This is a genomic window from Thermodesulfovibrionia bacterium (genome assembly GCA_030646035.1).
GTDB lineage: Bacteria > Nitrospirota > Thermodesulfovibrionia > UBA6902 > UBA6902 > JACQZG01.
The window spans coordinates 69,847-93,310 of record JAUSMY010000046.1 but is presented as its reverse complement, the minus strand read 5'-3'; the positions used below and the strand labels follow the sequence as shown (position 1 = coordinate 93,310).

Annotated in this window: 19 protein-coding genes and 2 tRNA genes; 8 read left to right on the top strand and 13 right to left on the bottom strand. The window is 44.0% G+C overall.

All coding sequences use genetic code 11. The features are described 5' to 3' along the window. Positions 1 to 20: 20 nt before the first annotated feature. The 5 genes from Q7U10_07365 to Q7U10_07345 form a co-directional block, all read right to left on the bottom strand. Positions 21 to 4,418 (bottom strand): CxxxxCH/CxxCH domain-containing protein, encoded by a 4,398-nt coding sequence (locus tag Q7U10_07365; protein MDO8282425.1) that lies wholly within the window; start codon positions 4,416 to 4,418, stop codon positions 21 to 23. A 49-nt stretch (positions 4,419 to 4,467) separates the two neighbouring features. Next, positions 4,468 to 8,043: a CxxxxCH/CxxCH domain-containing protein gene (locus tag Q7U10_07360; GenBank protein MDO8282424.1), complete on the bottom strand. Its 3,576-nt coding sequence runs from the start codon at positions 8,041 to 8,043 to the stop codon at positions 4,468 to 4,470. A gap of 25 nt (positions 8,044 to 8,068) precedes the next feature. Then, the gene (locus tag Q7U10_07355) at positions 8,069 to 8,533 is read right to left on the bottom strand and encodes a hypothetical protein (GenBank protein ID MDO8282423.1); all 465 of its coding nucleotides are present in this window, start codon (positions 8,531 to 8,533) and stop codon (positions 8,069 to 8,071) included. A gap of 24 nt (positions 8,534 to 8,557) precedes the next feature. Next, the gene (locus tag Q7U10_07350) at positions 8,558 to 10,828 is read right to left on the bottom strand and encodes a PKD domain-containing protein (GenBank protein MDO8282422.1); all 2,271 of its coding nucleotides are present in this window, start codon (positions 10,826 to 10,828) and stop codon (positions 8,558 to 8,560) included. A 240-nt stretch (positions 10,829 to 11,068) separates the two neighbouring features. Beyond that, positions 11,069 to 11,737: a hypothetical protein gene (locus Q7U10_07345; GenBank protein MDO8282421.1), complete on the bottom strand. Its 669-nt coding sequence runs from the start codon at positions 11,735 to 11,737 to the stop codon at positions 11,069 to 11,071. Positions 11,738 to 12,021: 284 nt separating this feature from the next. Here Q7U10_07345 and Q7U10_07340 point away from each other — a divergent pair, with 284 nt between their 5' ends. From Q7U10_07340 to Q7U10_07320, 5 genes are all read left to right on the top strand, one after another. Next, the gene (locus tag Q7U10_07340; protein MDO8282420.1) at positions 12,022 to 12,858 is read left to right on the top strand and encodes a transketolase; all 837 of its coding nucleotides are present in this window, start codon (positions 12,022 to 12,024) and stop codon (positions 12,856 to 12,858) included. Then, positions 12,851 to 13,795 carry a transketolase family protein gene (locus tag Q7U10_07335; protein MDO8282419.1) on the top strand — a complete coding sequence of 315 codons (945 nt, stop codon included), beginning with the start codon at positions 12,851 to 12,853 and terminating at the stop codon, positions 13,793 to 13,795. Before Q7U10_07340 ends, Q7U10_07335 begins: the two co-directional genes overlap by 8 nt. A gap of 76 nt (positions 13,796 to 13,871) precedes the next feature. Further along, on the top strand, positions 13,872 to 14,756 hold the full coding sequence (locus Q7U10_07330) for a permease-like cell division protein FtsX (GenBank protein MDO8282418.1): 885 nt from the start codon (positions 13,872 to 13,874) through the stop codon (positions 14,754 to 14,756). Between the two features lie 3 nt (positions 14,757 to 14,759). Continuing rightward, a complete protein-coding gene (locus Q7U10_07325; GenBank protein ID MDO8282417.1) occupies positions 14,760 to 15,938 on the top strand; it encodes a peptidoglycan DD-metalloendopeptidase family protein in 1,179 nt (392 codons plus the stop codon). A gap of 27 nt (positions 15,939 to 15,965) precedes the next feature. Further along, a complete protein-coding gene (locus Q7U10_07320; GenBank protein ID MDO8282416.1) occupies positions 15,966 to 17,312 on the top strand; it encodes a S41 family peptidase in 1,347 nt (448 codons plus the stop codon). Positions 17,313 to 17,380: 68 nt separating this feature from the next. Here Q7U10_07320 and Q7U10_07315 read toward each other — a convergent pair whose 3' ends face one another. After that, a complete protein-coding gene (locus tag Q7U10_07315) occupies positions 17,381 to 17,560 on the bottom strand; it encodes a hypothetical protein (GenBank protein ID MDO8282415.1) in 180 nt (59 codons plus the stop codon). An 86-nt stretch (positions 17,561 to 17,646) separates the two neighbouring features. After that, positions 17,647 to 18,042, bottom strand: coding sequence for a hypothetical protein (locus tag Q7U10_07310; GenBank protein ID MDO8282414.1), 396 nt, complete (start codon positions 18,040 to 18,042; stop codon positions 17,647 to 17,649). Positions 18,043 to 18,739: 697 nt separating this feature from the next. Between Q7U10_07310 and Q7U10_07305 the strand changes: the two genes are divergently transcribed. Beyond that, positions 18,740 to 19,114 carry a hypothetical protein gene (locus Q7U10_07305; GenBank protein MDO8282413.1) on the top strand — a complete coding sequence of 125 codons (375 nt, stop codon included), beginning with the start codon at positions 18,740 to 18,742 and terminating at the stop codon, positions 19,112 to 19,114. Here Q7U10_07305 and Q7U10_07300 read toward each other — a convergent pair. The 6 genes from Q7U10_07300 to hisI all read right to left on the bottom strand — a co-directional run bounded on the left by Q7U10_07300 (position 19,100) and on the right by hisI (position 20,754). Next, positions 19,100 to 19,297 carry a hypothetical protein gene (locus Q7U10_07300; GenBank protein ID MDO8282412.1) on the bottom strand — a complete coding sequence of 66 codons (198 nt, stop codon included), beginning with the start codon at positions 19,295 to 19,297 and terminating at the stop codon, positions 19,100 to 19,102. The genes Q7U10_07305 and Q7U10_07300 overlap by 15 nt on opposite strands. Before the next feature lie 119 nt (positions 19,298 to 19,416). Beyond that, positions 19,417 to 19,671, bottom strand: coding sequence for a hypothetical protein (locus Q7U10_07295; GenBank protein ID MDO8282411.1), 255 nt, complete (start codon positions 19,669 to 19,671; stop codon positions 19,417 to 19,419). 178 nt (positions 19,672 to 19,849) lie between these two features. Next, a tRNA-Arg gene (locus Q7U10_07290) sits at positions 19,850 to 19,926 on the bottom strand. 21 nt (positions 19,927 to 19,947) lie between these two features. Next, positions 19,948 to 20,024, bottom strand: a tRNA-Pro gene (locus tag Q7U10_07285). Between the two features lie 47 nt (positions 20,025 to 20,071). Continuing rightward, complete coding sequence (locus Q7U10_07280) at positions 20,072 to 20,416, bottom strand: YraN family protein (GenBank protein MDO8282410.1); 345 nt, start codon at positions 20,414 to 20,416, stop codon at positions 20,072 to 20,074. Then, positions 20,416 to 20,754, bottom strand: a complete 339-nt coding sequence (hisI, locus tag Q7U10_07275) for a phosphoribosyl-AMP cyclohydrolase (GenBank protein ID MDO8282409.1) — start codon at positions 20,752 to 20,754, stop codon at positions 20,416 to 20,418. Before hisI ends, Q7U10_07280 begins: the two co-directional genes overlap by 1 nt. Before the next feature lie 86 nt (positions 20,755 to 20,840). Between hisI and Q7U10_07270 the strand changes: the two genes are divergently transcribed. Both Q7U10_07270 and Q7U10_07265 read left to right on the top strand, forming a co-directional pair. Continuing rightward, positions 20,841 to 21,407: a DUF4390 domain-containing protein gene (locus Q7U10_07270; GenBank protein MDO8282408.1), complete on the top strand. Its 567-nt coding sequence runs from the start codon at positions 20,841 to 20,843 to the stop codon at positions 21,405 to 21,407. Then, a complete protein-coding gene (locus Q7U10_07265) occupies positions 21,404 to 23,458 on the top strand; it encodes an ATP-binding protein (GenBank protein MDO8282407.1) in 2,055 nt (684 codons plus the stop codon). Before Q7U10_07270 ends, Q7U10_07265 begins: the two co-directional genes overlap by 4 nt. The last annotated feature ends 6 nt before the right edge of the window (positions 23,459 to 23,464 follow it).

Below are 23,464 nucleotides of genomic sequence, written 5' to 3'. Positions count from 1 at the left end.
TTCGCATATTCGTCATAAACCTACTGTGCCAGCCCCTTATGGCATGCATTACAGGAGAGCGGACCGGCCTGCTCCCATTCCATCGGGGTGCCATTATGGCAGGCAGTTGTCAGACATGTGCCCGCACTGTAATTCGGAGTACTCTTACTGGCTTCAGTAGTATCATATGAATTAGACGCCTTGTACCCGTTAGTCCTGGTCCAGTTGTTATTGATCTCGGTAACTGTCGTAATGTAGTCGCGTACCTGCGCCCTTGACTTTATAGTAGTGGCGCTTGCAAATGATACGTTAACTGTTCCGTTAATGTGCGATTGATTATCCAGCTTAACGTACATAGTACCCTCTGGAGAAGCAGTATGACAGGTTGAACAAATCGTGTTCTTGTCATTAAACCCGTCTGAAACCGTATTGCTATGGCATATATTACAGTTAATTGTTGTTGAGGACAATGGATCTCCGTGTGCCGCGCCTGACGAGCCGGTTGCGCTCATCTCACCGGTAGTGCCGGAGTATAGATCCTTGTAATGTACGCCCACAACATGCTTTGCGTGAGCTGTCGAGCCCTCGGTCCCTCCGGTGTTAGGAGAGTTGCCGTGGCACTGAGCACACCTGTCAACAGAACTCCATGGCTCAGAAGTAACTGTACCGCTTGCAGTAATTGTGACATCGTACCAGTCAGGAGTCTCCTTAAAAGCATAAGTACCTGAAGTCACATATCCATTGCTGTGGCAATATATACCATTACATATAACACTCACTCCAGTAGTCCGCTGGAACCACTCGCCAGTGCTGCTCATCGGCGGGTACGGGCCAATCGGAGCGTTCTTCGTTTTAACTGTCCCTGCTGCTGCATGTGACGGATCCAGGTCAAGCTCAACTATGCCGTTATTACGTATTGTAGGATCATCCATAGGATGACATGTGCCGCAGGCATATTTCGGGAAGCCATTCTTGTACGATATGCTATATATCCATGACGGATCACCATAATCTCCAGCAGTCAACAGCTTGGCAGCGCGTACTTCATAAGTGTTGCCATTTGCGATACTGAAAGGCAATGCCGCAGCAATTGTTATTGTTGTAGCTGTATTTGCAGTGATTTTAGCCTGGTCATAGATATTTGAACCGCTATTTAGTCTGACATACTTTCCAACCAAAATATTAACAACCCAACTCTGCGAAGTGTCTTCGAGTGTAGTTGTAGTTCCGCCTGTAGCAGTTCCGGAGAATTGGAAAGTGGAAAGCATATAATCCGGATCAGTGTGCAATACATGCGCGCCGATCAGCGGCCTGCTGCTCTCAAAGGAATGACAATCTATACACGCGTCAACATCCCATTCCAGAGAGCCGTTCAAATGCTTGGTCTTATCAGTAAATCCAATGTTATTACCTGCCACATGTGTATGGCAAGCAGTACAGTTTGCTGAATAATTCTCATGCGGATATGCAGGAGGATTTCCATGACATTTACCGCAACCTGAGCCGCCAAGATAAGCAGGGTCTCCCCATACAGGACTCGGCCCAGATCCATCAGGCCCGAGGTCGTCACCGCCATCATTAGTTGCACGAACTCCTGCATGACAATAAGTATTTGAACACTGCCTTGTCGGACTTCCAGAGTATGTCGGCGCCATTGCAGATGTATATACTGTTCCAACCAATCTATTATGCGTTGCCATGCTGGCAAAAGTGAGTTCGGCAGGCACTGCCGTATCATTGTGACCAGCATCAGACGGGTTTGTCGGCGTAATATGACACTTATCACATGTAATAGGTATTGAATAGTTATGTATACCTACAATATGCGATACGTGTGTGCCGGCATATACACTTCCTGTGCTGCCGGCAGTATCCTTGAATGCTAAGGTTGCTGATGCTGTATCTGCTGAACCATGGCACTTCTCACATGTCGGAGATTCTGTGGAAAAACCCCAGTTCTTAGTCCCGCGGCCATGGCAATTACTTGTTGAACAGGTGCCGTAACCATTGCCCGGAGGATTTGATCCTACCTGAGAGTAGTATGTCCCTGAGGCCTGGCCTGTGAATGACAGGTCAATATTGTTATTAACATGAGGCGGATAAGTTACAGTAGCTGACGAGTATCCGATCCCATGGCACATAGAACATGCAAATTGCGCGACACCCGGTGTATTTGTATGCCTCTTATGTGTGCCGAGAGTAAGGTCTTCCGTTGTGGACATATCTGTATGACAGCTTGAACAGGACAAAGCGCCTGAGCCCCATGTAGGCGTTGCGAATATTGTAGCGCCTGAAGCTCCACCCGGAGCCTGTACATTGCTGTGGCAGTATATAGAAGAGCATGATGAATATCCTGAGCCTGCAGCATGTTTTGCGACATTTGATGCATAGTTATTTGTTACATCAATGTTGCCGTCAATATGCGCTGTACCGCCGCTTGTATCCTTTACAGAGCCATTATGGCAGTTACCGCATAATGCGCTGGATGCGAGATGTTTATCATGACTTCCGGTAGCAGGCGCGCCATTGACATCTATTGTATGACAGGTTCCACAAGTGGAGGTCGTTCCCCATATTTCCGTGGTTATCATACCGGTACCGTATGCGCTTACATGGCAACTTGCGTTTGTACATGCTGAATATCCAGAACCCGAAGTATGCTTTGCTACATTGGCCGGATAGCCAAGGTCACCGTCAACTACATCCTTTACGTCAACATTACCGTCAAGATGGTCGGGGGACGAAGGCGGTGACACTGACTGTACCGCATCTTTATGACAATTTCCGCAGACTATACTGCTGCCATTAACTGTTGTAGTAAGGTGAGCCGTATGGCTGCCTGTTGCCGGTGCAGCGCCATGACATTGTGAACACATCGGTGTAATGTTTCCCCATGTAGGAGAACTTAGAGAATTAGTTGTGCCATCATTATGACAGGCCGCTTCAGCGCATGTTCCATAGCCATTGCCTCGGGCGCCGCCTGCAGAATATGAGTTAGCTACGTCAATTAAAAAGTTAACATGTGTTGAAGAAGCATATGATGAAGCATCATTTGACGCTCCTGTATGACAGTCTCCGCAACCATTTACTCCACTTATTGTTAGATGTTGAACATGACTGCCTGTATCGATCATTTCATATGGAGCATTAGTTTTATGACAGCCGCCGCAAACTACATTACTGTCCCATACAGGAGCCGCATAAAATGCAGGCTCAGTTGAGCTTCCATCAGCAGACTGAACAGAACTATGACAGTAAACTGTGCATGTCTTAGCGCCGGTTGCAGGTGTAGTTACGGTAGTTGGAGCACTTGTGGTTAAAGCGTCATATCCTACGCCTGACTGGCCATTATAATTTCCACCCTGAATACTGCCGCTTGCAATATAAAATCCAATAGATATATCTCGTGAACCGCCATTATTATGCTCAACAGAGGAAATATTATTATAGTGACAGGTGTCACAAATATATGACTTGGTGTTTACGTGTAAATTATGCGCTCCGGCAATAGCTGAGCCTGTTGTCCCTGGTATACTTACCATTGTGTTGATTGTGTCTGACATAATAGGAGGCTGTCCGTGACATGTATCACATGCTACCTTATAACCTACTGAATGACGGTGACACTCATTGCAATCCTGCCCCGCGAGATGCCCGTCAGATGAATTATAGGAGTAGTGATCATGATTTGCATTGTCATGACAAACATTACAGACTCCAGTCCAACCGCCGGTAGAGCTTGCGTCTCCTGTATCAGCGTACGTACCAGTTGCTGACGTGAAGATTATAGATCCTGTATTTATACTGCCGTTCGGCCATGTATCCGAGGCATTAGGCGAAGTGATGGTTTGCTTTACCATCTTTATATTTGTTGTTGAGCCTGATTTTGTATGGCATGTCGCGCAGACAAACTCACCATATTTCCCACCGTCAACACCCCATGCCCCATATGATGCATTACCGAGATTAGCGCTGTTATGCAATATACGGTTAGAAGAGATTGTAACATCAGGGTTTGTAGCTCCAAACTGAACCCAGGCACTTGTGCCTGTGCCGTCATTTGCCCTTACCTGCCATTTATATGACGTTCCCACTTGAAGGCCGGTGCAGGATGCGGTTGCGACCTCTTCATTTAAAACAAAACTGCTGGCGCAGTTCGGCGTATTAGTATATGAGGCTGAACTATCTATTATCTCAACCTGGATTTGAACATTATTAAGATCCGGGTCGGAGACGGAAGCCTTTATCCTGATAGTGCTCTCGTCGGTTGTCCCCCCCTGAGTTATTGCTATATCGCCTTTACTTACGTACTGTTCAGGACCTACGGGGAGATCTGGATTTGCAGCAAAAGCCGCACCGGTAATGAAAACAGCCAAAACCATTGAAAGAACAATGAATAGCACCGGCCCTGTATTATTGAATCTTTTTGTCTTCATCATTTTACCGTTTCCCTTAGATCTATTATTTATTTTAATCATCTCAGATCACCTAATTTAAGTTTGGGATATCTGTGTGACAGTTATTACAGCTTATGCCTGTATCGCCCCATTTAACCGAGTTGCCATTATGACAGGCGACTGTTGAACATGTGCTGCTTACCCTGTCAAACATTATGGCAGTATTAAGAGCGTTATTCGCAAGGTCATATGACCCAGGCACCTTATAAGCGCCAGACCTGACCCATGTCTCATCAAGATCAGTAATAATTTGCGTGTTATCTCTAAGCTGAGCCTTTGACTTAACATTGATCGCATTGAACGCTATATCCGGCGTCCCGTTAATATGGGTTGTGGCGGAAGCGTATATAACAGCGAACTCGTTGCCGGTTGCCGGTGAATTAGTATCAGTGTGGCATATTGTACAAGTATTGTTTCCGGCATTTGCAGTCTGTGTCACGGTGCTGTTGTGACATGTGCTGCAGCTTATTGTTGTTGAGTATGATGAACTTCCGTGAGCGTTTGTATTACCTGATCCGGCAGATGCGAGACCTGTTGAACCTGTGTAAACACCTTCATAATGTATGCCAACAACATGGCTGTCGTGTGAATTACTGGCCGGTGAGTTGCCGTGACAGTCATCACACTTATCACCGACAAAGTTACCTAGAAACCATTCAGGAGATGTCTGATATCCATAACCAGGATTTGCGTAACCGTCACTATGACAGTACACGCTCGAGCAGGTTACGCTTGTACGCTCTGTTTGAGCATAGGTTGAGGAAGCATCATTCTTAAACTTCAATGTGGCAGAAGCCCCTGTGTCTGATGGATCAAAGTTCAGGTTAACAACTCCGTTATTATGTGTAGCGTCTGACTGCGGATGACAGAATCCGCAACCCATATCAGGAGTTCCGCCTGTATTGCTATATGCGTACCAGTCATTGCCGGTATAGTCACCGTATGAACTTGCAGTAATTGCTCCAATATATGCTGTCTGAACATGGAAACCATGACCCCTGTCGCTGCCTGAAGGCCCGCCAAGGTTAGAGTGACAGTCTTCACATGCGTCACCCATCTGTCCCCATGTTCTTGTTGCGCCGCCACCGTGGCAGGAGACCGTTGAACATGATCCATAACCATATCCGGGTGCATGATTGCCGGAACCGTTGCCATCATAACCGAAGGTTACAACTCCGCCCTGCGCAACGTTGATTACATTATTAATATGAAGAGGTGAATTAAGATCAGGCTCTGTTGTGTTATCTCCATAAACATCATGACACTGCACACATGTGCCTCCTGTGCGTGTTATATGTGTTGTATGATTTGCCGTTGTGGGCTGCATTGAACCGTTGAAGTCATGGCATGTTGTACATGTGGCTGGTGTTCCCCATGTTGCCGTTACCTTCTGCGTAATTGTTGTGCCAGAAGCATCCTGGCCGTTTGTATGACAGTATGCCGTTGAACAGGTTGTGGGTGCGCTGCCCTTAGCCTTGTTGTCTGTGTAGCCTAAGCTGGCTGATGTGTCTATGTCTCCGTCAGCATGCTCTGTTGACGGCTTGGTTGCTGAGGTCGTGCCTGCGTTATGGCAGTTGACGCAGACGATGCTGCTGCCGTTAACCTTTACAGTTGCAGACATGTGTGCGCTGTGGCTGCCTGTTGCCGGGCCTGTTGGGTCTATCGCTGGTGTATGACATGCTGAACATCCGTTGCCTGTGCTGCCCCATATCGGTGTTGGTATTGTTCCTGATGCGTAGACATTTGCATGGCAGCTTGCTGTTGAACATGTTGTGTATATGCTGCCTTTGGCCTTATTGTCTGAATAACCGACATTGTTTGTGTCTATGTCTCCATCCGCATGTTCAGTTGACGGCATGGTTGCTGAAGTTGTGCCTGCATTATGGCAGAGCGTACAGGTTGTCTCGGCGTGTAACGCATGGCCGCCTGTTGCCGGGCCTGTTGCATCTATCACTGTGGTATGACATGCCGAACATCCGTTGTCTGTGCTGCCCCATACCGGTGTCGCTATTGTGCCTGAGGTATATACATTGGAATGACAGCTTGCTGCTGAACATGTGCCGTATCCGTTACCCGGAGCGCCTGCGGCACCATATGTGTTTGCAACATCTATTAATCTATTTACGTGATTAGCTGAATTATATGTAGATGCGTCGTTTGCCGCTCCGGTATGACAGTCAGCACAGCCGTTGACTCCTGCTGTTCCAAGATGCGCTCCGTGAGATCCGCTGGTAAGACCTTCTCCTTCAGCTTTCGCATGACAGGTGCCGCAGACTGCGGTTCCATTCCATGCCGGTGCAGCATAAGATGAAGGAATAGGAGAAGCCCCGTTTGAAGACTGCCCCGTACTATGACAATATAAATTTGAACACTGCAAAGTCCCTAATGTTGTAACCGTTGTAGACGCTGAACCGACATAATTAAATACTGTTCTTGATGCAGTACCGTCATAATTACCGCCCAGATTACTATTAAGATAAAAACCTATGTTAATGAGGTCATCACCCTGAGAAGCACCGCCAATCATGCCTCCGGTGTGACAGTTGGTACATTCAAATTTGGTGTTATGCGCAATATGCGCGCCAGGGCCCTGAGAATCGCTTGTAGCAGATGCTCCTGTTTTATCCAATGAGATCAATGAGCCTGTATCTACTGGATAGCCATGACAGGAACTGCATCCTGACGGCTGGAACCCGTCACTTGACACATGACAAGCACCGGTACAATTTTGACCGGGGATGCCTGAGCCTAAAAGAGTATGATTTTGATCCGGAGCAGAACCGGAATTTCTGAAGTGTGAAGTCTGATTATGACAAACCTCACATATACCATCATATGTTGTATCTCCGTCTGCAAATGATTTCGTGCCGGAAGCATTAAAGAACCTGACAGTCATTCTGCCTGTTTGTGAAACCTCTTGATTGACAATATCATTAAGCTTTATCTGGTTCCTGATAAGCTTTCCACGAAATATTGCAAATGTTTTACCGGGTAATCCTGTAGCAGGGTTAAGCGGCCCTTTTACTGTTAAAGTATCTGATGTATTGGCTGTAATTTTATATGAAACAGGGTACTTTGTATTGACATCAGGTATAACATGCATACCAACATATGCATTAGTAGCCCAAGCAGGATTAACCGATGCCTGAATGGTTGAAGAAGTGGCAGATGAAATAACTGTCCCTACAATCAATTTGACCTTCCAGTATGTATCGCCTGTCTTAATGTATGCCTTGGCCTGATCTTGGTAATGAGGGTTATGACAGGTGGAGCATCTAACCTGCCAGCCTCCATAGGGGCTTGCGGTAGATGATGAATATCCAACTCCGAGATAGGAATGCGTATCATGCGCAGGGGCGGATCCGCCTCCGTAATGACAGCTTCTGCATAGGTGATTTAATGGGGTGTCATCATCATCTTGCATCGTATATCCACCAGTCCAGTCAGTCATAAGATAAGGATTAGAACTGGAGAAATCATGACAAGTCGCACAATCCTGCAGGTTTGCAGGTGAGTGCGGAGCGTCAAGAGAATATGCAAAAGATGATATTAATGCCAAACAAATTACAAGTAATAGTATTGCCCTTTTTTTGATGTTTTTTATCATAGTTATATCCTCATATTACCTGAGATTATCTGGCTTGAATATTAAGGAGGTTAAAACTGCCTCCCTCAAAATGAAGTACAGATTCAGAATAGGGAGCGTAAATCGTATCTCCGACTGATGGCGCTGTGATACTCACACCACTTCCAGAGTAAAGAGTATCTGTAGATGCCTGCCATACGCTGATATAAAGAATTTCACCTTCTTGGGCACCTTCATCATCAGAGCTTGCTGAATAATCGCCTGAGATATTCATATCACCGTATGCGCCTTCATCATCCACAACAAACAACCCCAGAACCTTTCCACTGTTGTCTAAGATGGCAACTTCATCACCAAAAGCTGCCGCATTCCCATTTATTGTTAATGAACCGGCAATATGCATGCTTATAACAGAAGAGACAGGACTGCCAAAACTGCCGGCATAAATAGGGCTGGCCATAAAGAGCAATACTGATGCTATTAATAATGATATTTTCATGCTCTTTTTCATAATATTATCTCCTAGCAATTTATTTTAAGGACAATCATACGTCAACGTCCCTGTTGTCGTCATATAGATGAAGTAACCCTGCCCCTGGTGCAGTGAAGTTAAATTGTTATATGGGAATCCCTTAATAAACAGCTTGCCCTTCCCGCTTACAACAATATTGTAATTACCTTCAATACATCTTAACGCATCTGCAGGATTCAATCCCTCATCACCCCTGTAACCAACCTGCACCCAGCCTGCTGCAAGTGTGCTCGTAGCAGCCTTTGAAATCTTATTACCAGGAAGAGTTATTAATATATCCTGATTTGCATATATCCAGTAAGCCCTGTCAGGAAGCAGCTTTTTAAGCGTATTAAATGGAGATCCCGGTATATGAACCTTTCCTTCAGGCCCGATAATTAGCAGATAATCTGCTGAAGACAACCCTATGTCAGTCATTGCAGCATCAATATTTGCCACGGAATTCATTGTTGCACCTGAAGCATATTCTGTGACCAGAGGCTGCGAGCCAGCCTTATAATAACCGATATCGCTTACCCATCCCACAAGATTCCATCCGGCATTAAGGGAAATATCAATCCCGGGTACTACAACTACTGCAGCGGTAACAGTAATATGTGCTGTATCTATACCAACACCGCCGTCATCATCTGTAACCCTAAGCCCAACTGTATAATTACCGACAGTGTTATATGTTATCTGCACATCCTTGCCGGATGTTTCATATGAACCATCGCCATTAAGATCCCATGCATAACCAAGAACATCAGCACTGCCGGAATCTGCAGATGAACCTGTAAGAACAACAGCAGTACCTGTTAAGCCGGAATAAGGCCCTCCGGCATCTGCCGCAGGAGGAACATTGTTTATCATTATAGTGGTACTGTCTGTGCCTGTAGCACCGAGATTATCAGTAACCTTAAGACCTATTGTAAACGGCCCAAGGGGACCATCAATCGAAGCTGCATCAAATCCCATAGGGTTGCCAATCGTTTCATAAACTCCGTCGTTGTCAAGGTCCCATGAATATGTGCCTATTGAACCATCAGCATCAGATGAACCTGAGGCATCAAGCAGTGCAGTTGTTCCCTCATTAACATTATAAGGCCCGCCTGCATCAGCTACAGGAGACTGATTTGGCGCCGCAACACCGTTGCCGCTCAGAGTAACCACAAGTGGGCTTGAAGGGTCATTGGAGAATATATTAATTTCAGCACTCTTCGATGCAACTGAAACAGGCGACATGGCAACTATTACATCGCATGTACCTGCAGGAACAAGATTATTTCCATTACATGAATCAATCTGAATAATAAAATCGCCCGCATCTGCACCGGCAAGCACAACAGACCCTAATTGCAAATCTCCATTACCTATATTATATACCGTGAATTTCTGGGTAGTTGAAGAACTGCCAACATATGCACTACCAAAATCATGAGACTGAGGAACAACAGTTGCGTAAGCAGGCTTGTCATCTGTGATTCTATAAACCTCTACACCGTAAGTATAAAATGATGCAACATAAATTTTATTGCTATTGCTGATCGTTATATCAACAGGCGTCCTCATAGGATTAGCAGAGTCATAAAGCGCGCCAAGATGAGTACCATCATTATTATATACCTGAACTACATTCTGGAATACATCTGTCACATATACCCTTCCTTCTTCATCAACAGCCACACCGGAAGGCCTGAACAGCTTACTTGCTCCAATACCGTAATCGCCAAAACTGCGCTTGTGGTTCCCACTCATGTCAAAAACCTGAATCCTTGCACCTTCAAAGGTACCTGCTGCTGATGATATTACCTGAAGGTCAGTTACTATAATCTCACCGGCTGATGCATTAATAGCCATTGCAGTAGGATAGTGGAAGAGTCCGTTAGTATTGCCGGAGCCGCCGAATGAAAAACTGGAAGTGCCATCAGAATTGTATACATAAACCATATCTCTTTCAGAATCCACAACATAAATCTTTCCCGCAGCATCAACTGCTATAGATGAAGGCTTTAAGAAATTGCCGATACTATTTATATAGTTACGGTTTTTATCATAAACCTTCACTGTTCCGCTGCCGCTATCTCCTACATAAATAATGCCATTCCCAACTGCGACACTAATGGGTTCATTAAAACCATGAATAGTGTCAATATATGTTCCGTCACTGCTGTAGATTACAAGCTTATTGCTTTTAGAATCAGTCACATATAAATTATCATAAGCATCAAGAGCTACACCTGAAGGTGCCTGAAGCTTGTTGCTTATCGACTGCAGCCTGGCATAATCAGGCATGGCCGCTGCTTGGGTTTTAGCGGCAAAAGAAAGGGTTGACAATAAAATTAGTGCAGAAATTGTAAAAATGTTTTGTATTTTATGTTTATATGTGGTCTTCATGTAATATAATAAAGCAAAAATGATACCAAAAAGGATAACCTAATAAAAACAACAAGTTAAACTCAACAAGCATATCAGAAAAAGTCTTAAATAGCCCCCACATGGGTGTTTTCACACACTAATGACAATAAATTGAAATTATGGCCGATTTTTTCTGGATTTCATTTCTTCCAGCCTTGCTTTAGAGGTAATACCGTCACCGAAATTAGGAAACAGCCTGATAACGGCATTATACCCGGCTTCAGCTTCTTTTAAATTGTTAAGATTGTAGTTTGATTCTGCATACATAAATAAGAGTGTCGGGCTTCCTGCAGAACCGGACTTGGAGTAATCATCGAATGCATCTCTGGCCAACACTGAAAGTTTTTCCCACTGCCCGCTTTTAAGGTAATACGTGCCTAATGTTGTATCAATCAGATATTTAAATTTTGATCTGGGATATCTTTTTAAAAAATCATTATAATGCGACTCAGCCTTTACAAATTCAGGCGGGTAGTAATCAGTTAATAAAATATTGATCAGCCTGTAATAACTTTCCTGAGCAAGCGGCGCATCCGGATAATTATTTATGATCTCAAGATACTTCTTCTGCATCTCAAGAAGCACATCATCCCTGTCATCTGCCGATGCTGACATATCAAGCAGTTCACGAAAAACATTAATAGACTTTGTCTCCTGCTCCTCCTGCGGTATCGGTGACTTTCTGGCAGCACCGCCCTCCGGCACTGGCATCTCTTTTACCGGTGAAGTCGCGCATCCATACAAAAGAAAAACAAAAGCAATTAAACTGATAACTATTTTTTTCATCAATATCGTTTTCGGTTGTATTATTGTTTTTTCAAAGAAACTGATTGGTTAGTATTGATATTTTACACTGTCTGATAAATATTTTCATATGGAATAAATACAAGCACATTTTTAACGGGTTAAGCCAATGTTATGCTGAATCTGCCCCAGCCATTCTATTAACCCGATTAATCTGTTGCTTATGTTTGTGCTGAAAGATTATAATTTCACGTATTTTTTAGACCCCTTCAGAATAAATTGATTTAATTTTATCAAATACCATTTCCGACAATTTGGAGGATTTAATGAACTTAACCGGACAGATAACCGATGTAAACAAGCTTGACAATATCGCCAGAGAGGTGCGTATCGATATACTGAAGATGCTCACATCTGCCGGCTCAGGCCATACCGGCGGGTCACTCTCTGCTACTGATATTGCGGTTGCAATATATTTCTCAAAAATGAGATTCAACCCTCATGATCCTTTATGGAATGAGAGAGACAGGTTCATAATGTCCAAGGGCCACGCAGCACCATTGCTGTACGCCGTCCTTGCAAAGGCAGGGTACTTTTCAAAAGATATCCTCGATGACCTGAGGAAGATCGAGTCTCCGCTTCAGGGACACCCATGCTGCAAGAGCCTCGCAGGAGTTGAGGTATCCACCGGTTCTCTCGGCCAGGGGCTTTCTGTCTCCAATGGCATGGCGCTGGGACTGAAGCTGGATAAAAATCCGGCAAGGATCTACTGCATTATGGGTGACGGCGAGGTACAGGAAGGCCAGGTATGGGAAGCTGCCATGACATCCGCACATTATCACCTCGACAATCTGTGTGCGGTCATTGACAGGAACGGCCTCCAGATCGACGGTCCTGTTGAGAAGGTAATGGGGATTGAACCGCTTACTGACAAGTGGGCTGCTTTCGGCTGGCATGTCATTAATATCGATGGGCATGACATAAAAGCGATACTCGGCGCTCTTAATGAAGCAGAGAAGACCAGGGGAAAACCCACAATGATCATCGCCAATACGGTTAAGGGCAAAGGCGTGTCATTCTTTGAAGGCAAGGTCGAGTACCACGGCACTACCCCGTCTGTTGAGCAATTAGATAAAGCAATTAAGGAGATAAACAATGTCTGATACCATAAAAAAACCTAAGGCAACGAGAGATGCATACGGCGAAGCGCTTCTGGAGCTTGGAAGAAAAAGGACTGACATAGTCGCACTTGACGCAGACCTCTCGGGTTCTACAAAAACAAACAAGTTTGCTAAAGAATTCCCTGAAAGGTTCTTTAACATGGGTATAGCCGAGCAGGATATGATAGGGACTGCCGCAGGCCTCTCCCTTACCGGTAAGGTTCCCTTTGCTTCAACATTTGCAGTCTTTGCAACAGGACGGGCTTGGGACCAGATAAGGCTTACACTATGTTATTCACGCACAAACGTAAAGATCGTCGCAACTCATGGAGGCATTACCGTAGGAGAGGACGGCGCATCACATCAGGCGCTTGAGGATATTGCCATTATGAGGGCGCTTCCCAATATGAACGTTGTAGTTCCTGCGGATGCCGCAGAGACCACCTCAGCGATTAACGCCGTAGCAGCCATGAAAGGGCCTGTCTATGTAAGGCTCGGCAGGTCCAATGTGCCGTATGTGATGCCTGATGATTACAGCTTCACTCTCGGCAAGGCATATGTCTTTCATATGGGAAAAGATGCAAATATTATAGCCTGCGGCATCATGGTCGACCTTGCGCTCAAGGCGGCTGACATTCTAAGGAAAGACGGAATAGATGCAGGTGTCATCAATATGTCAACGATCAAACCTCTTGATGCGGCTGTACTTCTTGAGGCCGCAAAGAGCTCTAAAATAATTGTTACAGCGGAAGAGCATTCTGTTATCGGAGGGCTGGGCGGCGCTGTTGCTGAGTTCATTTCGGAAAATCATCCTGTAACAGTTAAACGCATAGGTATCCAGGATACATTCGGATGTTCAGGACTTCCTTCAGAACTCCTTACGTACCATGGCCTTACAGTTGAAAAGATCGTCGAAACAGTAAAGACGTATCTGGGATAATGATCCGTTTCTCGAACGTTTCAAAATATTTCGGCAAAGAAGCTGTACTCACTGATATATCATTCACTATAACTGTATGAGGACGCTGCTGAATCCATATGATACCGCTCTTCAGAATCTCTGGCGTGAAAAGTGGATAAACCTCCTTGCCGCTCTCTCAATAAGCACGGTTATGCTGATACTCGCCGCATTCCTTATATTAACAGCCAACATCGAATCATTTATCAACAAATGGTTTAATGATTTCCGCATTATTGTCTATATGGATGAAGGCATCGGCAAAGATGAAGAAGAGGCGATCAAAACATTGTTCCGGCAAGACAGCGACATATCAAGTGTAAAGTATATATCAAAGGAAGATGCCTTAGCAGAGCTGCAGAAGGCCCTGGGCACGGACAACTCACTCCTTGAATCTGTTGACAGCAATCCGCTGCCCTCCTCTTTTGAGCTTAAACTGAAACGTATGGCGTTAAACCCTGCCTTTGTTAAACGAAAAGCAGCTGCAATACTTCAAATCCCCGGCGTGGATGATGTTCAGTCAGGAGAAAAATGGCTCACATCCTTTATCAGGATCACCAGGGCATTAAGGGCATTTGCATTGATAATCGGCTCAGCATTATTGACCGCGGTCATCTTTATATCATTCAGTACAATAAAGATACTCTTTTCCAGAAGAGAGGAAGAGGTCAATAACCTGAAGACGCTTGGCGCAACAAGAGGGTCTATAAGGCTGACGTTTCTGATCGAAGGCATTGTCATAGGAGCGCTCGGAGGCGCTGTCTGCTCATCTGTCATCTTGTTTTCCTATCCTTTAATTACCTCAAAATTAATTGAACTTTTGCCGGAAATAGGGGCATCCCTCTTCCATCTGCCTTTAGATATGTTATTGTTTGGCCCCATTGCCGGTGCATTGCTAAGCCTTACAGGCAGTTTCATTGCGGTCGAAAAGATTAAATACTGACAAATGGGAATAAGAGAAGCAAAGACATTCCTTCTTATAGTTTCTATCTCACTGTTGGCCTTCTGTTTTTCACTTCTTCATGCAGCAGCCCCTGAAAAAGAACTTACCGATATCAGCAAAAAAATTGAAGAAAGAAAAGAAAAGGTTAAAAAGACCAAAGCGGAAGAAAAGTCATTGGCCACAAATCTCAAGACGATAGGCTTCTCAATAAAAAAGAATGCCGATGATATCCGTAAATACAATCAGATGATATCTGAAAAATCAGCCAATATAGATTCTGTTAATCAAAGCACCGGTTCACTGCAGGCCGGCCTGGCAAAGAGGAAGGAGTATCTTTATGAACGCCTTAGAACAATATATAAGTTCAGGCAAAATGAAATAGCATTGTTTTTTGTATCTGCGGCAGACTATCAGGACTTTGGAAGAAAAAGAAAATATCTGGAATATATTGCCGGGTACGACCGAAGATTGATCGAAGATATCAGAGCCGGCCTTGTTAAGCTTGACGTTAACAAACAGGAGCTTGAGACCCTTAAGAACAGCCTTGAGTCAGACAGGAAGATTCTTAGTAAAAAGACGAAAGAATTAGAGGCGCAGAAACGCAAAAAAAACAGCCTGCTCACATCAGTGAAAGAGAGGCGCAGCAATTACGAAAAAGAGCTTGAGGAGCTGACAAAGGCATCAAAGAGGCTGCGAGCAATGATGAAGAGAATTTCAAGAATGGGAAGTTCAAAGCCTTCTGTAGATAAAGGCTTCAGCTCCATGAAAGGCAGACTCCCGTGGCCTGTAAACGGCAGTATTGTTCTTCCTTTTGGCAAATACATCGACCCTGAGCTTAAGATCCCTGTTTATAAGAACGGGGTGGAGATCAAGACAAGCCTGGGGAGTCCGGTAGAGGCGATAATGGGCGGCAAGATAGTATTCGCTGACAAGTTCAAGGGGTATGGGCTGCTGGTAATTATTGATCACGGCGGAGGATATCACTCTCTCTACGGGCAGCTGTCAGAGATTTTTCATGAAACAGGTGCTATAATAAAAAAGGGTTCAGTCATTGGTAAAGCAGGCATGTCAAAGTCACTGGGAATTCCCACTCTTTATTTTGAGATTAGAGATAAAGGAAAGCCTGTTGACCCAGTTAATTGGCTGATGAAAAACCGAATTGATAAGACTTCAAAAAAATAAAATCATTTAATGTAATTATGAGGGGAAATGCTGAAAAATAAATCTTATTTCTGGTGGGCACTTATACTTCTTCTAATGATGACGCCTCTTGTGCTGAGCAAATGGGGGGCTGTTGAAACTGTGAGCGCTTATGAGGGGGAAGCATATAAAAGGATCAAGACCTTTGTAGAGGTGCTGTCGCTTGTAAAACAGAATTATGTTGAAGAAGTAGATGACAAGGAACTGGTATACGGCGCTATAAGAGGAATGCTGAGTTCCCTTGACCCGCACTCATCCTTCATGACCCCTGATTCCTATCATGAGATGCAGATAGAGACCAAGGGAGAGTTCGGAGGGCTCGGCATACAGATCGGCATGAAAGACAATATGCTTACCGTTATAGCACCTATTGAGGACACCCCGGCCTTTGTCGCAGGAGTCAAGGCAGGCGACTTTATTATAAAGATAAATAATGAGACTACAAAAGACCTGACACTTATGGAAGCAGTTAATAAGCTCAGGGGAGAGAAAGGCACCTCTGTAACTATTACAATAGTCAGAGCCGGCCTTGATAAACCGATAGATTTCACCATCATAAGAGACATAATAAAGACAAAGAGCGTGAAGCATAAAATAATAGATAATGAAATAGGATATGTAAGGCTCATGCAGTTTCAGGAGCAGTCAGCTGCTGACCTTGAGACTGCTTTAGTGGAAATATCCAAGACTAAAGGCATCACCGGGCTTGTTCTTGACCTGAGAAATAACCCCGGCGGACTTCTTAACAGCGCAGTTGATGTATCAAGCAAGTTCCTCCCGGCAAACAAGCTTGTCGTCTATATTAAGGGAAGGGTCGGAGAAAAGACTGAATACAAAACTAAAAACGGCAATAAACCTTATGACTATCCAATGATAGTACTCGTTAACGAAGGAAGCGCCAGCGCTTCCGAGATAGTTGCAGGCGCTCTGCAAGACTGGGGACGTGCCGTAATCCTGGGTACCAAGACATTCGGAAAGGGTTCAGTGCAGACTGTTATGGAACTAAGTGACGGTTCAGGCCTTAGGCTGACAACCGCTCGTTATTACACACCCAAGGACAGGTCGATCCAGACCACAGGTATTGAGCCTGATATCGCAGTAAAGTCTGAGAACGGATCAGGTACCCACCCTATTGTAAGAGAAAAGGACCTTGCAAGGCACCTTGAAAACGATTTAATAAAAACTAAAGACAAAGAAGTGAAGAAAGATGAAGCAGCAGACAATCCAGTCATTACCGAAGAAGACGCTCCTGAAGCAGTTGTTAAAGATGAAAAAGCTGAAGATATTCAGCTTCAGCGTGCGGTTGACCTTCTTAAGGGATGGCAGGTATTTAAAGACTTGAAAAAGGCATCATAGCAATACGCATCAAGTTAAACACCGCAAAAGACTCAATGACATTCGGTCATTGAGTCTTTTTTTTATTCTTAATCTAATGGATCCTTTAAGGATTCTGATTCAATATTAATAGCGGCTGCTCCTTCAGTTTCCTGGGGAGAATCTTTAACGCTGCTCTTCCGTTTCAGTCTCTTCTCATCCTGCTTTTTCTTCCGATCCAGTTCTTTTCTCCTCTTATTGGCACCATACATGCCCGCGCGTACCGCCATAGTCGCCTCTCCTTTTAATCCAGAAAATATTTAAAAAAGTTAAATGAAACCGTCAAACTAAATATGTAAATTTCACTGCGGAACAGCTAATGTGATGAGTGCTTAACTTTATTATTGTACTTGATATTTATCTTATAGGAGATCCCGACATCGCCTGAGATATATGAATCTTTACTTACCTTGAATACTTCCCTGCCAGTTCCGTTCTTTTTATGTTCTTTAACCATAGAACTGATCAATGGGGTCAGGTTAAGATTTCCATAAACACAATCCTTAATAATGCAGTTTATATCAAAATAGGCATAACTGGATTGAGAAAAATTAAGAGTGCGTTCAAGAGAAAAAGAACTCGATGTCTTCCGGTCATACGTCATATGGATCACAATATCCAAAACATCAGGAAAACATTTGGAAACAAGGCCTACTGCTTTCATCTTTTCATCCATCTGAACCTTTTTTGCCATATAGCTTTGATTTTTCATCTACCCATCCTTTTAGAATGTATTTTTTACTGATGAAAACTTTTTTGCTTATCTATTATACGCCCTTCATCGTTTTAATTCTTTTTTTGACTGATTATCTTTTTCCCCTCTATCAAGAGGGGTGCAGGGGTGTGTATCAAGAGGACTTAGAAAGTTATGTTATAGAACTAAACTCTATGTTTCTGAAGAAGTTCGATCCTTGTCGGGCAATGACAGCTGAAAGAAGATCCATAACAGAGGATGTATGGGCAATGCTGTTTAAGCGCCTCATTTTCCTTAAGAAAAATGCCGTTCCCTAATAAATAACGGTCTATAGAGCAGGAACAGTTTTCAAAATTACCGTCTAAACAAGCAAAATCATGGTCACATTTTTTTGTTTTCCTGACTGTTTCTTCACTTATCGGATAACGCATTGTTGCTCCTATAAGTAAACAGTATGAAATTTCTACAAAAAATACAAGAAGAAAATGCCGGGGCGGTATTGAGAATTATAATTGGATAATAAAAAAGGCTGAGAAGTATCTTTTATTTATGATAGACTCGATAAATTTCAACTCTTACAGGACAGGTACAAATGAGGCCGTCACCCATTGTTTTCATATATGGGCATTCCTCCAGCGTTCTTCGGGCAATATGAAGAAAACCGGAACGAGGTTTATCAATAACACAGAGGCAGGGATCTTCGGAATCCTCACACATGAAATCATGCGGACATTCAAAAGCCCGCTCAAAAAATATTTTATCGATATCAAAAGACATTGGATTATATTTCCTTGCGATAAGCTTAACATTTTCATTGAAGGGCTATCTACTTGGACAGAAGTTAAATTACTTCTTGTCCCCGGGCATACAGATCCACAACACCACATACAGCAATAATCCAGCACCGAAAGCCAGCATAGAGAATAAAAACCCGGCTCTCCACATCCAGGATGGGATTGGTGTCGCTTCACCCAATCCTCCGCACACGCCGCCGATCAAACGATCCGTAGAAGACCTCTTCGCCATCTTTAAATTCTCCCAGACGCCCATATCTTCCTCCTATGTGCTGCCCAGACTACTTTCTTTTTAGCTGCTTTTTAACTACCTTAACTGCTTTCGCTACTTTCTTCTCAGCTACCTTCACTACCTTAGCTGTTTTCTTCTCAACTACCTTTGCCACTTTAGCCACCTTCTTCTCAGTTGCCTTAACTGCCTTAGCCGTTTTCTTCTCAACTGCCTTTGCTACTTTAGCTACTTTCTTCTTGATAGACATTTAGCCTCCTGTGAAAAATTAAGATGTTTACGATTTATGTGCTTGTTAATGTTGCCATACCGGCGAACGTTATGATTTATATATGGTTAAAATGCAAATAAAAACCATTAATTGATGTATTATTTTTCCTTAATACAAGAAAATGGTGTTCCATCTTGAGTGTTACCTGTAGCCTCTGTTCCCTGTGCATTAAGCATAACTTTGTAATCATGTCCACTTGAATAGCTTTGAAGATGGATATATGCACGCCCTGCACCGTTGTATCTGTAATCCGCAAGTCCTTCGGCACGGCAGCTCCATTTTGCTCCATTTCCAGTTGTAGCACAGCCAACCACTGCGAACAGCAAAGACAAACAAAGTATCATGTTTTTCATAACATCCTCCTATTGTGATTAAATATTTATTAGCCTCTATCTGGGCTTGTTAATAGTGCCATATCATAAGACACAATGTAAACAAATGATAAATTTGTCAATACATTTTTTATGAATATTGGCAAGCAGAGAGGTGTATGAAGAAGGGCAGATGACATGGTTAAAACCTGAAAAAATATGGTGCCCCCTGCAAGAATCGAACTTGCGACACCAGGTTTAGGAAACCTGTGCTCTATCCGACTGAGCTAAGGGGGCTGCCATAAAACATACTATTAATGGTCGGGGCGAGAGGATTCGAACCTCCGGCCTCACGGTCCCGAACCGTGCGCGCTACCAGGCTGCGCTACGCCCCGTGACAGAAATAATACCATATACGCAGGAAGAAATTCTAAGGGAGATACTAAACTTCAAACGCATCCCTGATAAGCTCGATCTCAGGCTTCATATTCTCATAGCAGATGCTGACAATGTCAAACCTGCACGGCGGGGTCTCTTTAAGCTTCTTCAGGTAAAGAAGCGCGACATTTGCTATCTTGCGCCTTTTTGTCTTGTTCACCGCTTCAAACGGCTGGCCGTATAAAAGACTTTCTCTCGTCTTGACCTCAATAAATACGAGCGTCTCACCGTCCTGCGCTATGATGTCTATCTCTCCAAGAAAGGTCTTGAAGTTCTGCTCTAATATTTTATAACCGCTCTTCTGAAGAAAAGTTACGGCAACGCCCTCGCCCTTCTCGCCTAACTTCACTATTGGCCGCCGCTCCCATCAACATCTATACTCCTGTAAAAGCATGTTCTATTTCCCGTGTGGCAGGCTCCCTTTCCTACCTGCTCCACCTTGATAAGCAGAGTGTCCTCATCACAGTCATAGAGTATCTCCTTCACAAGCTGAACATTTCCCGATGTCTCGCCCTTCATCCAGTACTTCTGGCGCGAGCGGCTCCAGAAATGCGTCTTGCCTGTATCAACTGTTTTTCTAAGAGATGTTTCATTCATATAAGCAAGCATAAGAACTGCGTTGTCGCTGACATCCTGGATAATGACAGGTATCAGACCGTTTTCTTTGTATTTCAGTTCAGGTATCATCCGTTCTCCTTAACTCTCAACTTTTAACTTTTCACTTTTTTGTGTATCTTATAATCTCAATGTTATTTCGTATATATAATATAGATATGAAGAAAAGCCTTTTTGTTTTTGCAGCAACCATTCTGTTGGCGCTCGCGCCCTCTTTTGTTAATGCCGCTTCAATGAAGATCATAGGCCCGGACGCAATGATAAAAGAGAATGATATCATTGTAACCACCGGGGTAGTTAATGTCAAAGACCTTGAAAAGAGCGTTAACTCAGGCATTGAGAAGGAGGTCATCTTTACCGTTGAGCTCTTCCGCGTATGGGCATTCTGGCCTGACGAGTTCGTATCAGCCAAAAAGATAAAGATGATGATCAGATATGATAATCTCCGGGACCAGTACTGGGCATCCTCCTCTGACAATAAAGATATGGAGACTAAAAGGTTTAAGGATTTTGAATCAATACAAAACTGGTTATCCTCAATAAGCCCTATATCATTGGGAAATGTAAAAGGCTTTGACAAGGGCGAATATTATGTCAGGGTCGTTATTGAATCAAAGAGCAGGGAGTATCCTCTATTTATCGGCATGCTGATGCACCTCATACCTGAGACCGAGATGAGCCTTGCAAAAGAGTCCGGAACATTCATTGTCGGAGAGGCTAAGTGAAGAACCTTAAGATAGTCCTCGGCCTTCTCGGAATGAGCATCTTAGGAATATTCATCACCGGAATAGTGCTCAATTATCTCGGGATCGAGCACGGCCCGCTGCTTATAAAAATAGGGCTGGTCTTTATCTCTGTAAATATAATCCTCTTCCTGTTTCTCCTGATATTCTTCGTAGCGCGCAACCTATACCATCTTTACTCAGAGAAGAAGCAGAAGACCATCGGATCAAAGTTCAGGATAAAACTTGTAAGCTCCTTTATGGGGTTGACACTTGTCCCTTCCATACTGCTTTTCATACTCTCCCATGAACTGATTAAAAGCTCTATTGACACATGGTTCTCGATAGAGGTGCAGAAACCTATATACGACACTATGGACATAGCCAAGACTTTCTATCTTAAAGAACGGCAGCACGCTGTTATCTATGCCGAACTCATAGCATCCAACAAGGGTATTATCCTGACTGACGGAAAAACTAATTATCATACCGATAAGTTCAGCACTCAACTGATCAAGGGGATGGACGACTCAGATTCAGACCTTGTAAGAGAAGCATTTAAGGGAAAGTCTGATACTGAGGTAATATCTAACGAAAACGGCGATACGATTAGGGCGGCGGTGCCGGTCTATGATAACGGAAAGGTCACCTCAGTTGTGATCGTTGAAACCCTGATCTCAAAAAATATAGTTAACAAAATGGAGTCTATCAAGAAAGCATACAATGAGTATGTGCAGATAAGCGCCCAGCAGAATCCCGTAAGGTTTATCTATTTCATGATGCTGACCGTGGCGACACTGATCATCATCTTCCTCGCCCTCTGGATATCACTCAGGATAGCAAAGAGCATAACGGTTCCTATCCGTTCACTTGCAGAAGCGACAAGCACTGTTGCGCACGGCGACCTTGACTTCAGGATCGACCTTAAGAGAGACGATGAGATAGGCATGCTGATAAACTCCTTTAATCAGATGCTTGATGAGATAAAGGAGGGGAAACTCTCACTTGAAACCGCATACAAGGAGTCAGACCGCAGAAGGCTCAGCATGGAGGCTATCCTTGAGACTATCAACACAGGTGTCATAGTCTTTAATCGGCCGGGGAGGATAATAACCCTGAACAAGGCAGCCTCGTTAATGCTGGACATCGATAAAGACAAATTCTCAGATAAGGGCTACCGGGAACTCCTTGATAAGCTTAATTCTGAAGAGATCGACTCAATGGTAAAGCGCCTTGGTGAAAAGGGCTTCGGTTCGGTAGAGAAAGAGATACATCTGTATATCAACGGCAGGCCTATGGATCTTCGCGTATATATTGCGGCGTTGAAAGATTCTGCCGATAACTTCTTGGGCACCCTCGTGGTTTTTGATAACCTCACTGAGACGATATTGGCCCAGAGAGCGCTTGCATGGCAGGAGGTTGCAAAGAGGATAGCCCACGAGATAAAGAACCCCCTTACCCCTATCCGCCTTTCCGCTGAGAGGCTGCTCAAGAAATGGAACAGCAAGTCCGAAGATTTTGACGATGTTCTCAGAAGATCGACAAAGACGATAGTGAAAGAGGTGAACAGCCTGAGATCTCTGGTTGACGAGTTCTCAAGGTTCGGTAAGATGCCGAAGATAAATCTGGAGTCATCAAATATAAAAGAGATACTGGACGAAGTCGTTGAGCTCTACAGCAATCTCAGGGATATAAAGATCATAACCTCAATTAAAGAGATGCCTGATATAGAGATCGACAGGGAGCAGATAAAGAGGGCATTGATTAATCTGATAGACAACGCCGTCCAGGCGCAAACAAACAGCATATGGCTGAATGCCTATCACAACACGTCTCTTGACCTTATAAGAATCGAGGTGATTGACGACGGCACGGGAATTAAAGAGTCTGACAAGGATAAGCTCTTCTTCCCTTACTTCTCTACAAAGAAAGAAGGCACAGGGCTCGGGCTTGCCATAGTGAACAGTATCATCTCAAAACACAGGGGATATATCAGAGTTCAGGACAACGCGCCCAAAGGCACTCAGTTCATCATTGAACTGCCTGTAGGATAACAAAAC